This is a genomic window from Allobosea rubneri (assembly GCF_032464875.1).
Classification (GTDB): domain Bacteria; phylum Pseudomonadota; class Alphaproteobacteria; order Rhizobiales; family Beijerinckiaceae; genus Allobosea; species Allobosea rubneri.
The window spans coordinates 27,882-41,664 of the sequence record NZ_JAWDID010000006.1 but is presented as its reverse complement, the minus strand read 5'-3'; the positions used below and the strand labels follow the sequence as shown (position 1 = coordinate 41,664).

Sequence of the window (13,783 nt, the reverse complement as noted above, 5' to 3'; positions counted from 1 at the left end):
CGGCAGGAGAACGCGGGGCAGGCGTGCGCCGCCGGGCCTGCCGCCCGCAGGACAGCGCTGCTAACCAGCCGGCGCTTTCAATGACCGCACCGGCATGCCGGACAAAAGCTGCGGTCAACGCCTGGAGAGAACATCGATGAAGAGACGCCAATTCCTCGCAGCTGGCGCGACTGCGGCGGTCGCCGCCCCGATCGCGAGCCCCGCTATCGCGCAATCGGCGCCTTCGGTCCGCTGGCGGCTGGTCTCGGCCTTCCCGAAGTCCCTCGACACGCTCTATGGCGGCTCGGTCGAGCTGGCCCGCCGGGTCAGCGAGGCCACCGATGGCCAGTTCCAGATCCAGCCCTTCGCGGCCGGCGAGATCGTCCCCGGCGGCGCGGCGGTGATCGACGCGACGTCCAAGAACACCGTCGAATGCTGCCATACCTGCAGCTATTACGGCATCGGCATCGATCCTACCTTCGCTTTCGGCACCTGCGTCCCATTCGGCCCCAATGCCCGCCAGACCAATGCCTGGCTGACGGTCGGCGGCGGCAACGACGTGCTCAACGAGTTCTACGCCAAGCACAATCTCTACGCGCTGCCGGCCGGCAACACCGGCGTGCAGATGGGCGGCTGGTTCCGCAAGGAGATCAACACGGTCGAGGACCTGAAGGGCATCAAGTTCCGCGTCGGCGGACTCGCCGGCAATGTCCTGCTCAAGCTCGGCGTCGTGCCGCAGCAGATCGGCGGCGGCGACCTCTACTCCTCGCTGGAGCGCGGCACCATCGACGCAGCCGAATGGACCGGCCCTTATGACGACGAGAAGCTCGGCCTCTACCGGGTGGCGAAGTACTATTACTACCCCGGCTGGTGGGACCAGGGCACGGTGATCTCGATGATGATCAACCGCGCGAAATGGGACGAGCTGCCGGCCCGCTACAAGGCCGTGCTCAGCAATGCCTGCGCCGCCACCAACCAGTGGATGCAGGCCAAGTACGATCACGAGAACCCCATCGCGCTGAAGCGCGTGGTCGCCGCGGGCGCGATCCTGCGCCCGTTCTCGCCGGCGATCATGGAAGCCAGCTTCAAGGCGACCCAGCAGACCTATGACGAGATCAACGCGTCAAACCCGACGTTCAAGAAGATCCTCGGCGAGGTGATGGCCTATCGCGATGCGACCTCGCTGTGGTGGCAGGTCAGCGAGCTGCCCTACGACATCAACATCGCAAACCTGATCCGGCGCGCCCGGTAAGGCCTGAAGGGGGAGCCGAGCGCTCCCCCTTTTTCAGCTGGCGATGCGGCTGCGCTCAGCGCAGCGGCCAGACCCAGAGGATCAGCGGCACCGTCAGCAGGATGACCAGCAGCGACAAGGGCGCGCCGAGCCGGGCATAGTCGCCGAAACGGTAGCCGCCCGGGCCCATCACCAGCGTGTTGCACTGATGGCCGATCGGGGTGAGGAAATCGCAGGCCGCGCCGATCGCCACCGCCATCAGGAAGGCATCGGGATTGTAGCCGAGGGTCTTGGCGAAGCCGGCGCCGATCGGCGCCATGACCAGAACCGTCGCGGCATTGTTGAGGAACGGCGTCACCGCCATGGCTGCGACCAGGATCAGCCCGACCGCGCCCCAGCCCGGGAGCCCCGCGCCTGCCTGTGCCAGCCAGCCGGCCAGAAGATCGGTGGTACCGGTGGTGCGCAGGCTGTCGCTGACCGGGATCAGCGCCGCGAGCATGACGAGGATCGGCGCCTCGACCGAGGCATAGGCATCGCGCAGCGAGAGCGCCCGCAGCGCCAGCAGCAGGACCGCGGCCGAGAAGAAGGCGATCGCGACCGGCACCAGGCCGAGCGCGACGACGGCAACCGTGCCGGCGACGATCGCGCCGGTGATCAGGCGCCTACGGGAGCTGCCCAGCGACAGGCTGCGCGCCGCCAGCGGCAGGAGGCCGAGTTCGCGCAGCCGCTCCGGCAGGAGTTTTTCGTCGCCCTGCAGCAGCACCACGTCGCCATCGGCGAGCCGGATATCGCGCAGCCGCTCGGTGAAACGCTCGCCGGCGCGGCTGATGCCGAGCAGGTTGACCTGGAAGCGGGCGTGGAGGTCGAGCTCGGCGGCGGTCGCACCCGCCAGCAGCGAGCCTTGCGTCACCACGGCTTCTCCGGTGCGGGCGGGATCGAGCGAGCCTTCGGTCTCGGTCGGACGGTTCTGGCCGACGAGCTCGAGTTTGCCTTCGGCGACGACGCGCTCCAGCGCCTTGGCTTCGCCACGCAGCAGCACGATGTCGCCTGCCTTCAGGCTGGCATCGGGGAGCGGTGCCTGCCGGCGCTTGCCGCCGCGCAGGATCGCGACGACCTCGACCTCGCCGTTGGCGGGCTTGCGCAGATCGGCGATCGTTCGGCCACTCAGCGGCGCATTGGCCGGTATCCGAGCCTCGGTGACGTAATCCTTGATGTCGAGTGCCTGGTCGAGCGAGGCCGAGCCCTGCCGGTCCTTCGGCAGCAATCGATAGCCGAAGCCGAGGAACAGGCAGCCGAAGAAGGCGACGCCGATCCCCACGGGCGTGAAGTCGAACATCGCGAAGGGCTCGCCGCCGAGCTCCTCGCGCACCCGCGAGACGATGACGTTGGGCGAGGTCCCGACCAGGGTGACGATGCCGCCGAGCAGCGAGGCGAAGGCCATCGGCATCAGGAAGACCGAGGGCGATTTCCCGTCCTTGCGCGCAAGCTGATAGGCGATCGGCAGCATCATCGCGAGCGCGCCGATGTTCTTGATGATCGCGGACATCACCGCGACCGTGAAGACCAGCGCCATGACCTGGGTCTGGGTCGTGCGCAAGGCGGGGGCGATGCGCGAGATCGCGCTCTCGACCAGCCCGGATCGTGCCACCGCGGCGCTGACGATCAGGGCGCTGGCGACGATGATGACGATGTCGTCGGAAAAGCCCTTGAAGGCGTCCTTCGGCTGGACGACGCCCAGCACGACGCCCGCGAGCAGCGCCAGCAGCGCAACGATATCATAGCGCAGCTTGCCCCAGACGAAGGCGGCCATCATCGCGGCGACGAGCGAGCAGGAGAGAATCTGCGGCAGGGTCATCCGCGCCTTCTTAGCGGGCGCGGGCGGTGGATGCGAAGCCGAAAAGCGAACCCGCGCCGGAGCGCCAGGGGCTCAAAGCCACTTTTTCCAGCGGAAGAACAGATAGGGCAGGATCGCTGCGACGACCATGATCCCGAGCGACATCGGATAGCCGAAATCCCACTTCAACTCCGGCATCTTCTCGAAATTCATGCCGTAGATCGAGGCGACGAGCGTCGGCGGCATGAAAACCACCGCGACGACCGAGAACAGCTTGATGATCTTGTTCTGCTCGATGCTGACCAGGCCGAGCGTCGCATTCAGCATGAACTGCAGCTTGTTCGACAGGAAGGTCGCGTGTTCCTCGATCGCCTGGACGTCACGGATCGCAGACCGCCATTCCGGGGTGAAGCCGCTCACCGCCTTCTTGGTGCGCTTGAAGTTGGCCGAGAGGTAGAGCAGCACGCGCTCGACCGAGACCATGCTCTCGCGGACATTGGAGATGATGTGCTCGTACTGGCCGATGCGGCGCACCACCGCCTGATAGGCCCGCCCCTGCTCGACATTGGCGCTGTTGCCGTCGAAGATCTGGCGCGAACGCATGTCGATGCGGTCGCCGACGCCGCGCAACACCTCGGCCGCCCGGTCGGTGATGGCGTCGATCAGCCCTTCGATGACCCCGGCGGGTTCGAGACTGCAGCCGCCCGGCTTGCCGACGCGGTTGAGGAAGATGTTGAACGCGCCCGGCTGGTCATAACGCACCGTGACCAGCGCCTGCTCGGTCAGGATGAAGGTAACATCGGCGAGCCGCGGGACATTGGTCTCGGACTGGCAGATCACCCGCATGGTCATGTAGTGCGCGCCGCTCTCGGCATAGATGATCTCGGACGGTTCGAGATCGTGCATCTCCTCCCGCGTCGGGATCGAGATGCCGAGATGCTGCTCGACCTTGGCGTCCTCGGGCGACGTCGGGTTGTGCAGATCGATCCAGATCGCCCCGGCGGGAATCGGCTCGTCAGGTCCGAGGGTCTGGTGGACGAGACGATCGCCCCGCGTCAGGCAGATTCCATGGATCAGCAGCATGGGCGGTCTTTCCGGAAACGCGGGCGCCGGAGCGCCGACCTTTGCGGCACCAACTCCAAACCTCCGACGGTGTCAAACCGATGACGCGTTCCCGGGGGAAGCCGAAGCGGCAATTCCCTGCCCGGACGATCGCCGGGCGCGGCTGCGCGTTTAGCATAAAATAAATCGCGAAATGGGAAACCGCTGAGATCAACCGCCCCTCACGAGTTCTCCATGCTCAGCGCTGCACGAAATCTCAGCATCAAGACCATGCTCCTGACCGTCCTCGGTCTGGCCAGTGCGGCAATCGTAACGCTCGCAACGCAGTCGCTCTGGCAAGCCTGGACGCGGCACAACACGGCGGTCGAGGTCTCTGCGCTCGCCGACCTGAACACGGCCTATTTCACGGCGCTCCAGAATCTGCGTTTCGAACGCGGCAACGGCTCGAGCGCGATGACGATGCCGACCGACAAGAATGGCGGGATGATCGAGGACGTGCTGACGCGGCGCAAGCGGCTGGACGATGCCATCGCCACGGCGCAGGCGATCGTCCGGAAGAACGGCTACGACGTCGCGACGGCCGTATCGCGCGAGATCGATGGCCATGTCGCCGCGCTCAAGCCGTTGAGGGCCCGGATCGATGCCAACTGGAAGTTGCCGCTGGAAGCGCGCGAGAAGGACCTGGTCGGAGCCAGCATGGCCCAGACCGGCAAGTTCCTGGCGGCGCTCGAGGCGGCGTCGACGACGCTCGAGGAACGCATCCTCGCGCTCGATGCCGGCTTCGCCAACCTCACGTCGATCCGCTCGATGGCCTGGGCGGCGCGCTCGCTCAGCGGGTCCTCGACGATCCTGCTCAACGACGCCATCGCCCAGGGCCGGCCGCTGGACGCCAAGGAGAGCAATGCCGTCGTCGTCAACGACGCACGCCTGGAGTTCGCATGGGGCGTGGTGAGGCAGCTTATCGGCCAGGCGACCACGCCGCAGACGCTGAAGGACGCGCTCGCGACGGCAGAGGCCACCTATTTCGGCGGGGCCTTCAAGGCGGTCCGGGCCGGTCTGGTCGCCGATGTGACGGGCGGGCGTAAGCCGTCGATCAATCCCGATCAGTGGCGCGACCAGATCGTCGCGGCCTCCGAGACCGTCGGCGCCGTGGCGAGCCGCGCCATCGACGTCGTGTCGGACGCCGCGGATGCGAAGGCGGACGCCGCGATGCGCTCGCTCGTCATGTACGGGCTGGTCCTGCTGGCAGCGCTCGCGCTGGCGCTCTTCGGGCTCTGGCTGGTGCAGAGCCGGGTGACGCGTCCGATCACGGCGTTGACCGCCGCGATGAAGCGGCTGGCGCAGGGCGACTTCTCGGCCGAGATCATCGACAGCGGCCGCAATGACGAGATCGGCGGCATGGCTGCCGCGGTCCGGGTGTTCAAGGAGAACGGCTTGCGCGTCCAGGCCCTAGAGGCCCAGGAGCGCGCTGCCGCAGCCGAACGGGCTGCGCGGACGGAATCCATGATCGCCGTGGTCAACGATGTCGGCACGGTCGTCGCGGCTGCGGCGGCGGGCGATTTCAGCGCGCGCCTGCGCCTGGAAAGCGCCGATGCGCAAATGCAGCAGCTGGTCGACGGGATCAACCAGATCAACGCCGTGGTCGACGGCGCGACCACCGAGTTCGCCGACATTCTGGCATCGGTCTCGCAGGGCGACCTCACCCGCAGGATCGCGACCAGCTATCAGGGCCGCTTCGCCGAGCTGAAGCACTCGGTCAACGAAACGGTCGCACGGCTCTCGGACACGATCGGCGGCATCCAGGCGACGACGTCCCAGGTCTCGGCCTCGGCCCGCGAGATCAAGGCGGGCGCCGACGATCTCGCCAAGCGCACCGAGGAGCAGGCAGCCTCTCTGGAGGAGACCGCAGCCACGACCGAAGAACTCGCAGCCTCCGTCAAGGCGAGCGCCGGCTCCTCGAAGGTCGCGGCGTCGGCCTCCGACGAGGCCATGGACGTCGCCCAGCAGGGCGGCATGATCGTGCAGGACGCCGTCGCGGCGATGGAGCGGATCGAGGCCGCCTCCCGCAAGATCACCGACATCACCTCGGTGATCGACGGCATCGCCTTCCAGACCAATCTCCTGGCGCTGAACGCCGCCGTGGAAGCGGCGCGGGCCGGCGATGCCGGCAAGGGCTTTGCCGTGGTAGCCTCGGAGGTCCGCACGCTCGCCCAGCGCTCGGGCGAGGCCTCGAAGGACATCACGACCCTGATCCAGTCCTCGACGACCGAGATCGAGGAAGGGGTGAGGCTGGTCCGGTCGGCCGGGGCGGCGCTGGACAAGATCGTCTCGGCCTCGCGGCAGGTCGCCACGACGGTCGTCGAGATCTCGGCGGCTGCGGGCGAGCAGGCCAACGGCATCGAGGAGATGAGCCAGACCGTCGCGCATATGGACGAGATGACTCAAGCGAACGCAGCGCTGGCCGAAGAGAGCGCCGCCTCCGCCGCCTCGCTCGCCGACCAGATCCACAGCCTCGACCAGCTCGTCGCGTCCTTCCGCATCGCCGGCGGGGATGTCAGGGCGAGCAGCGAGCCCGAGCGCCTGCGCAACCTCGCAGCCGCGGCCATGTCCGAAACCCGCTCCGCCCCGCGCGCACCGGCTCGGCGTACCCAGCCTTCTGCGGAGCAGCGCGCGCCGATGCCCGCCCGCAAGGTCGCCAACGGCGGAGCGCGGGACCTCGAATGGGAAGAGTTCTGACAGTCTGCCAAATGCTCAGCCCTCATCCTGAGGAGGCCGCGTGAGCGGCCGTCTCGAAGGATGCTCCAGCTGGTTCCGGAGCCTTCTGGAGCATCCATCGAGACGCAGCCTGAAGGCTGCTCCTCAGGATGAGGTCTGAGGGATGTTCAAACGGCCTTTGAGCCCGCGCAGGCTCAGATCCCGCCCTTCACGCCCTGCGGCGGCTTGCTGTCGGCCGGCACGAAGAAGTCCGGCATCAGCGGCACCGACGGATCGACGCGGTAGGGCGTGAAATCGGTCACGCCCTCGCCGGCCATGAAGCTGTCGTCGATCAGGAAATTGCCTGAGAATTCCCGCGACGGCTTGTTGAAGACCATCCAGGCGGCCTCGCCCAGCATGTCGGGGGTGCGGCTCGCCTGCACCACCTTGTCGCCGCCGAGCAGGTTCTTGACCGCCGCGGTCGCGACCGTGGTGCGCGGCCAGAGCGCGTTGACGGCGATGCCCTTGGGCGCGAGTTCGCCGGCAAGCCCGAGCACGCACAGGCTCATGCCGTACTTCGCCATGCTGTAGGCGAGATGCGGGGTGAACCAGCGCATGCTCATGTCGAGCGGCGGCGAGAGCATCAGGATGTGCGGGTTCTCCGCCTTCGCCAGATGCGGGATCGCGTATTTCGAGACCATGAAGGTGCCGCGCGTATTGATCTGGTGCATCAGATCGAAGCGCTTCATCTCGGTCATCTGCGTATTGGTCAGCGAGATCGCGCTGGCATTGTTCACGAGGATGTCGATCCCACCGAAGGTCTCGGCCGTCTTCGCGATCGCCGCGACCACCGCCTCCTCCTCGCGGATATCGACCATCAGGGGCAGGCATTTGCCGCCGGCCGCCTCAATTTCGGCGGCGGCAGTATAGATCGTGCCTTCGAGCTTGGGATGCGGCTCGGCCGTCTTGGCGGCGATGGTGACGTTCGCGCCGTCGCGCGCCGCCCGCAGGGCGATGGCGAGGCCGATGCCGCGCGATCCGCCGGTGATGAAAAGCGTCTTGCCCTTGAGCGACATGGTGGTTTCCTCCAGCCTTATGATTGCAGAGTGAAGCGTTCCGGCTGCCGGCCGTCCGCATCGGTGAAGCCGTAGATGCGTGCGAGATCAGCGACGTGCAGCGTCTGCCCGGCATGGCGCATGACATCAGGATCGGCGGCCAGCGCGGCGACGGCGCGGCCGGCATAGAGCGGCGTCTCGGTCGCCTGCTCGGCAAGTCCGGCATCGCGGACGCGCTCGGTCAGCACATGGCCGGGCGACAGGGCGAGCGCGGTGACGCCGAATGGCTTGAGCTCCTGCGCCATGGCTAAGCTCAGCCGGTTCATCGCGGTCTTGCCGAGATCGTAGAAGACATCGCCGAGATAGCCGCCGGCGGTATCGAAACTGACCGTGACGATCAGGCCCTGGCGCATCTGCGCCAGGGCCGGAGCCACGGCGCGAGCGAGCAGCAATTGCGCATAGACGCCGCTCTCGAAGCTCTCGCCGAGCCTGGCGACCGGGCGGCGCCAGAACGGCGTGCCGAAGGCCGAACCGTCCCGGTAGCGGTCGCCGTCGTAGCCCTCGTTGCCACCCCAGACCGCATCGACGACGCAGTCGAGCCGGCCGAAGCGGCGCAAGCACCAGGCGACGAGCTGGTCGACCTCGCGCTCATTGGTGTGGTCGCAGCGATAGGGCTGGCCCTTGCCGCCTGCCGCCTCGACCTCGCGAGCCGTGTCCTCGAAGGTCTCGAGCCGCTGGTCGGTCCGCGGCCCTGCCTCGCTGGAGCGCCCGGTGCAGATCACCGTCGCGCCGGCCTGTCCGAGTGCTCTGGCAATGCCGCGCCCGAGCCCGCGCGAGGCTCCGGCGACGAGGCAGATCTTGTTCGCAAGGGGAGCCGCGGTCACCGCACCTGCTCCATCATTCCGGGGCAGGCTCCAGGCTTGAGCCCGGAAGCCATGGACAGGACATCCCCGAAAGGAACACCGTCATTGCGAGTCGCGCAGCGACGAAGCAATCCAGGGGAGCGTAGCGCACTGCCGCTCCTGGACTGCTTCGCTTCGCTCACAATGACGGAGAAGGCACGGGAAAGGTCGCGTGCACCGCTTCCGGACCCGCCACTGCGTGGCGCTCCGAAATGACCGCGTGGTTTCGCGCCAAACCGAAATCCTCTAGAAGCCCCCTCCCCCGAACGACGAGGCGAACCATGGAAGCGAACGACGTCGCCGCCTGCTGGGAGGCCAATGCCGAAACCTGGACCCGCCATGCGCGGGCCGGCTACGACCTTTACCGGGACGCCCAGAACACCCCGGCCTTCCTCGCCAACCTGCCCGGTATCGCCGGCCTCGAGGGGCTCGACATCGGCTGCGGCGAGGGCTCGAACACGCGCAAGCTGGCCGAGGCCGGCGCCCGCATGACCGGCATCGACATCGCGCCGACCTTCATCCGCCACGCGCAGGAGGCGGAGGCCGAAACGCCTCTCGGCATCGCCTACCGGCTCGCCGACGGCATGGCCCTGCCCTTCGGCGATGGCAGCTTCGACTTCGCCACCGCCTTCATGTCGCTGATGGACATGCCGCATCAGGACAAGGTTCTGGCTGAGACGATGCGCGTGCTGAAGCCCGGCGGCTTCCTGCAGTTCTCGATCCTGCATCCCTGCTTTGCGACGCCGCATCGCAAGGTCGTGCGCGACGAGAACCGCAAGGTCCTCGCCATCGAGGTCCGCGACTATTTCCGGCCCACCGACGGCGAGATCGAGAGCTGGCGCTTCGGCGCCGCGCCCGAGCACGAGAAGGCCAGCGTCGAGCCGTTCAGGGTGCCGCGCTTTCACCGCACGCTGAGCGACTGGGTGAACATGATCGTCGCGACGGGCCTTGCCATCGAGATGATGCACGAGCCCTCGGTCGATGCCGAAACTGCCCGCGCCCTGCCCTATCTCGACGACACGCTCGTCGCGCCGCTGTTCCTGCACATGCGCGTCCGCAAGCCGGCTCCGGCCGTCTAGCGGGGCGCGCGCCTGCGTCACGCCGCGAAGACCGCGGCCGAATCCGCCACCGCCCCGGCGCCCTCGGTCACCGCGAGCTCCAGCCCCGGCGCCTCGGCGACGTTGTGCTCGGCGAAGAAGCGGGCCGTCGCCAGTGCAGCCGCACCGGTATCCTCGCCGCGCAGCCCGAGCGCCTTCCTGGCGAGGCCGGTGCCGCCCTGGGCCAGCGCGAAGAGCTTGAGATAAGGCGTCGCGCCGGCGAGCGCGCTCGCCTGGTCGGCGCCCATCGTCTGGAGCATCCACTGCGTCGCACGCTCGAGCGAGTCGACGGCGGTCCCGAGCCGCGCCGCCGTGTGGCCGAAGCCCGGCGTATTGGCCTCGCGCACCTGCTCGACCACGCCGCGCATCTCGCCGATCAGCGCCTTGACCGCCTCGCCATTGGAGAGCGGCAGCTTGCGCAGCACGAGGTCGATCGCCTGGATGCCGTTGGTGCCTTCGTAGATCGTGGCGATCCGGGCATCGCGCAGATGCTGGGCGGCGCCGGTCTCCTCGACATACCCCATGCCGCCATGGATCTGGACGCCGGTCGAGGCGACCTCGACGCCGATATCGGTGGCGTAGGCCTTGGCGACCGGCGTGATGATCGCGGCACGCTCGGCCGCGGCCTTGCGCTTGGCTTCGTCGGCCTCGCGGTGCGAACGGTCGAGCGTCGCGGCCAGCAGCAGCGAAAGCGTGCGCGCCGCCTGCGTCTTGGCGCGCATCTCCATCAGCATGCGGCGGATATCGGGATGGACGATGATCGGGCTCATCGGCGCGCCCTTGGGCGCATCGAGCGCCGTGCCCTGCTTGCGCTCATGGGCGAAGGCGAGCGCCTGCTGATAGGCGCGCTCGGCGATGGCGACGCCCTGCACGGCGACGTTGAGGCGGGCATTGTTCATCATCGTGAACATGCAGGCGAGGCCACGGTTCTCCTCGCCGATCAGCCAGCCGATCGCGCCGCCATTGTCGCCATAGCTCATCGCGCAGGTCGGCGAGGCGTGGATGCCGAGCTTGTGCTCGACACCGGTGCAGCGGACATCGTTGCGCTCGCCGAGCGAGCCATCGGCATTGACCAGGTATTTCGGCACTAGGAAGAGCGAGATGCCGCGCGTTCCGGCCGGTGCGTCCGGCAGGCGGGCGAGGACGAGGTGGACGATGTTGTCCGTCATCTCGTGCTCGCCATAGGTGATGAAGATCTTCTGGCCGGTGATGCGATAGGTGCCGTCGCCGACACGCTCCGCCTTGCAGCGCAAGGCGTTGAGATCCGAACCGGCCTGCGGCTCGGTCAGGTTCATCGTGCCCATCCACTCGCCGGAGACGAGCTTGGCGAGATAGGTCTCCTTGAGATGTTCGGAGCCATGGGCATGCACCGCCTCGATCGCACCGACAGTGAGCAGCGGGCCGAGCGCGAAGGCGAACGCGGCCGAGTTCCACATTTCGGTGCAGGCGGATTGCACCAGCGTCGGCAGGCCCTGGCCGCCATAGGCCTCCGGTCCCGGCAGGGCGTTCCAGCCGCCCTGGGCCCAGGCATGGTAGGCCTCCTTCCAGCCCGGCGGGGTGGTGACGACACCGTCCTTCAGGGTCGAGCCGTGCTTGTCGCCGACCACATTCAACGGCGCGAGGACATCGCCGGCGAATTTCGCGGCTTCCTCGAGCACTGCCTCGGTGAGACCGTCCTCCAGCTCGGGCGCGAGGCCATCGGCCAGCAGGGCGTCGAGCCCGGCGACATGGCGCATGGTGGCCAGGATATCCTCGACCGGAGCACGATACGACATGAGCCTCTCCTCCACGCCGACCGACTCCGCGGGGCGATTTTGCAGCGTTGCGTTTGACGGCGATGTTAGCGGCGAACTATGCCCTCCGCCAACGCGCAAGCCGGTGCGTCCCTGCGCAGACGATCCGGCATTGTTATAGTTCACATATAAACATTCAAGAGCGATCGTGACCGAAACCCGCCAGACGCAACGCCTGCACGCCAACGAGGCCGGCATCGCCGAGGCGGCACGGCTGCTTCGCGCCGGCAAGCTGGTCGCCCTGCCGACCGAGACGGTCTACGGCCTCGCCGCCGATGCGACCGACGGCCGCGCCGTCGCCTCGATCTATGCGGCCAAGGAGCGGCCGAGCTTCAACCCGCTGATCTCGCACCTGCCCGATACCGCGGCAGCGAGGCGCGAGGGCCTGTTCGACGCCTCGGCACTCGCGCTGGCAAAAGCGTTCTGGCCGGGACCACTGACCCTGATCGTGCCAGTTTCCCCGGGCTGCACAGTCAGTGACCTCGCCCGCGCCGGGCTCGGCTCGGTTGCGCTCAGGGTGCCCTCGCACCCGGTCGCGCGTGCGGTCCTCGCCGCAGCCGGTCGGCCGATCGCAGCCCCTTCCGCCAATCGCTCCGGGCGGGTCAGCCCGACGCTGCCGGAGCATGTGCTGGTCGATCTCGATGGCCGCATCGACGCCGTGCTCGAAGCCGGCCCGACCGAGATCGGCCTTGAATCGAGCATCGTCGCCTGCCTCGGCGGTGCGCCGAAGCTGCTGCGCCCCGGCGGCGTGCCGCGCGCGGCGCTGGAATCGGCGATCGGACGCGAGCTCGTCGCCGCCGATGCGGCGCAAGGAGCCGCGCCGATCTCGCCCGGTCTACTCGCCTCGCATTACGCGCCGGACGCCGCCGTCAGGCTGGGCGCGTCAGCGCCGCTGCCGGGTGAGGCCTGGCTCGGCTTCGGGCCGGAGCCGGAAGGCCACGCCCTGCCGCCACTCTCGCTCAATCTCAGCCCGAAGGGCGACCTGAGCGAAGCGGCCGCCAATCTCTTCGCCGCTCTGCGCCGCCTCGACGAAGCCGGCGCGACGGTAATCGCGGTGGCTCCGGTGCCGATGCACGGCCTCGGCGAGGCGATCAACAACCGTCTCGGCCGGGCCGCCGCTCCGCGCTGACCCGACAGCGGCGCGCGCGATCCGCCAGCCTCGCCGAGCCCAGCTTGCAATTGCGCAAGATTTCGCGATGCTGCCCGGACCGTTCCGGGGACCCCCGACCACGATGCCGAAGCTAGCCTGGGACGATTTCCGCCTGATCAAGGCGATAGCCGATGCCGGCGGGCTGACCGGGGCTGCGGTCGCCCTCGAAGTCAACCATTCGACCGTGTTCCGGCGCCTCGGCCAGATCGAGGATCAGCTCGGCCACGCGCTCTTCGAGCGCCGCAAGACCGGCTATGTCCCGACCTCGGCCGGCGAGGAGATGGCGGCGCTGGCCTCGCGCATCGACGACGACGTCACCGCCTTCGGCCGGCGCCTCGCCGGGCGCGACCTCGCCCCCTCCGGCGAAGTCCGGGTTACGACGACCGACACGCTCTATCTGCACATGCTGCTGCCGATCTTTGCGGCGTTCCGCGCCGCCCATCCGCTGATTCGGCTCGACGTCGTCATCGCCAGCCAGACCCTCAACCTGTCGCGCCGCGACGCCGACGTCGCGATCCGCGCCAGCGACTCGCCCGGCGAGACGCTGATCGGGCGCCGGCTCGCCGATCTGAACTGGGCCGTCTACGCCCGCGCCGACGCGCCCGCCACCGCGGCCGAGCAGGCCGACCCCAGCGCCCTGTTCCGGCGCGTCTGGGTCACGCTCGGCGACCATCTCGGCTATGTGAAGGCGGCCCGCTACGTCCGCGACCATGTCGAGCCGGAACGCATCGCGCTGCGCTCCTCCGCCGTCCTCGGGCTGACCGAAGCGGTCGAGCAAGGCATCGGCATCGGCCCCCTGCCCTGCTTCATCGCCGACCAGCGGCCCGGGCTGGTGCGGCTGCTGCCGCCGCGCCCCGAATTCACCACCGGGCTATGGATCCTGACCCATCCCGACATCCGCCATGCACCACGGGTCCGGGCCTTCATGGATTTCTGCGGCAGCGAACTCGCAAAGCGCCGCGCGTTGCTGGAAGGCACGGCCTGAC

Annotated in this window: 10 protein-coding genes; 5 read left to right on the top strand and 5 right to left on the bottom strand. The window is 68.2% G+C overall.

What is annotated here, in order from left to right; all coding sequences use genetic code 11:
• The first annotated feature begins 136 nt into the window (after positions 1 to 136).
• Entirely contained in the window at positions 137 to 1,231 is a 1,095-nt protein-coding gene (locus RKE40_RS05945; RefSeq protein ID WP_316017317.1) for a TRAP transporter substrate-binding protein, read from the top strand.
• A gap of 55 nt (positions 1,232 to 1,286) precedes the next feature.
• Here the strand turns inward: RKE40_RS05945 and RKE40_RS05940 are convergent, their stop codons facing one another.
• Both RKE40_RS05940 and RKE40_RS05935 read right to left on the bottom strand, forming a co-directional pair.
• Positions 1,287 to 3,065, bottom strand: coding sequence for an SLC13 family permease (locus RKE40_RS05940; protein WP_316017316.1), 1,779 nt, complete (start codon positions 3,063 to 3,065; stop codon positions 1,287 to 1,289).
• Positions 3,066 to 3,137: 72 nt separating this feature from the next.
• Positions 3,138 to 4,127, bottom strand: coding sequence for a magnesium transporter CorA family protein (locus tag RKE40_RS05935; protein ID WP_316017315.1), 990 nt, complete (start codon positions 4,125 to 4,127; stop codon positions 3,138 to 3,140).
• 213 nt (positions 4,128 to 4,340) lie between these two features.
• On the opposite strand from RKE40_RS05935, the gene RKE40_RS05930 reads away from it, so the two are divergent.
• Positions 4,341 to 6,842 (top strand): methyl-accepting chemotaxis protein, encoded by a 2,502-nt coding sequence (locus RKE40_RS05930; protein ID WP_316017314.1) that lies wholly within the window; start codon positions 4,341 to 4,343, stop codon positions 6,840 to 6,842.
• Positions 6,843 to 7,015: 173 nt separating this feature from the next.
• On the opposite strand, the gene RKE40_RS05925 is transcribed toward RKE40_RS05930, so the two are convergent.
• Entirely contained in the window at positions 7,016 to 7,876 is an 861-nt protein-coding gene (locus RKE40_RS05925; RefSeq protein ID WP_316017313.1) for an SDR family oxidoreductase, read from the bottom strand.
• A 17-nt stretch (positions 7,877 to 7,893) separates the two neighbouring features.
• Positions 7,894 to 8,739, bottom strand: a complete 846-nt coding sequence (locus RKE40_RS05920; protein WP_316017312.1) for an SDR family NAD(P)-dependent oxidoreductase — start codon at positions 8,737 to 8,739, stop codon at positions 7,894 to 7,896.
• 299 nt (positions 8,740 to 9,038) lie between these two features.
• Between RKE40_RS05920 and RKE40_RS05915 the strand changes: the two genes are divergently transcribed.
• On the top strand, positions 9,039 to 9,836 hold the full coding sequence (locus tag RKE40_RS05915; RefSeq protein ID WP_316017311.1) for a class I SAM-dependent methyltransferase: 798 nt from the start codon (positions 9,039 to 9,041) through the stop codon (positions 9,834 to 9,836).
• Positions 9,837 to 9,853: 17 nt separating this feature from the next.
• Here RKE40_RS05915 and RKE40_RS05910 read toward each other — a convergent pair whose 3' ends face one another.
• Entirely contained in the window at positions 9,854 to 11,629 is a 1,776-nt protein-coding gene (locus RKE40_RS05910; RefSeq protein WP_316017310.1) for an acyl-CoA dehydrogenase, read from the bottom strand.
• 166 nt (positions 11,630 to 11,795) lie between these two features.
• Here RKE40_RS05910 and RKE40_RS05905 point away from each other — a divergent pair, with 166 nt between their 5' ends.
• Together RKE40_RS05905 and RKE40_RS05900 are read left to right on the top strand one after the other, a co-directional pair.
• Positions 11,796 to 12,776: an L-threonylcarbamoyladenylate synthase gene (locus RKE40_RS05905; protein WP_316017309.1), complete on the top strand. Its 981-nt coding sequence runs from the start codon at positions 11,796 to 11,798 to the stop codon at positions 12,774 to 12,776.
• Positions 12,777 to 12,879: 103 nt separating this feature from the next.
• Complete coding sequence (locus RKE40_RS05900; protein ID WP_316017308.1) at positions 12,880 to 13,782, top strand: LysR family transcriptional regulator; 903 nt, start codon at positions 12,880 to 12,882, stop codon at positions 13,780 to 13,782.
• Position 13,783: the final 1 nt, after the last annotated feature.

Coding starts and splice junctions, on each gene's coding strand:
- RKE40_RS05910 (WP_316017310.1), bottom strand. CDS start 11,629: ATGTCGTATCGTGCTCCGGTCGAGGATATCCTGGCCACCATGCGCCAT.
- RKE40_RS05945 (WP_316017317.1), top strand. CDS start 137: ATGAAGAGACGCCAATTCCTCGCAGCTGGCGCGACTGCGGCGGTCGCC.
- RKE40_RS05925 (WP_316017313.1), bottom strand. CDS start 7,876: ATGTCGCTCAAGGGCAAGACGCTTTTCATCACCGGCGGATCGCGCGGC.
- RKE40_RS05935 (WP_316017315.1), bottom strand. CDS start 4,127: ATGCTGCTGATCCATGGAATCTGCCTGACGCGGGGCGATCGTCTCGTC.
- RKE40_RS05915 (WP_316017311.1), top strand. CDS start 9,039: ATGGAAGCGAACGACGTCGCCGCCTGCTGGGAGGCCAATGCCGAAACC.
- RKE40_RS05940 (WP_316017316.1), bottom strand. CDS start 3,065: ATGACCCTGCCGCAGATTCTCTCCTGCTCGCTCGTCGCCGCGATGATG.
- RKE40_RS05930 (WP_316017314.1), top strand. CDS start 4,341: ATGCTCAGCGCTGCACGAAATCTCAGCATCAAGACCATGCTCCTGACC.
- RKE40_RS05900 (WP_316017308.1), top strand. CDS start 12,880: ATGCCGAAGCTAGCCTGGGACGATTTCCGCCTGATCAAGGCGATAGCC.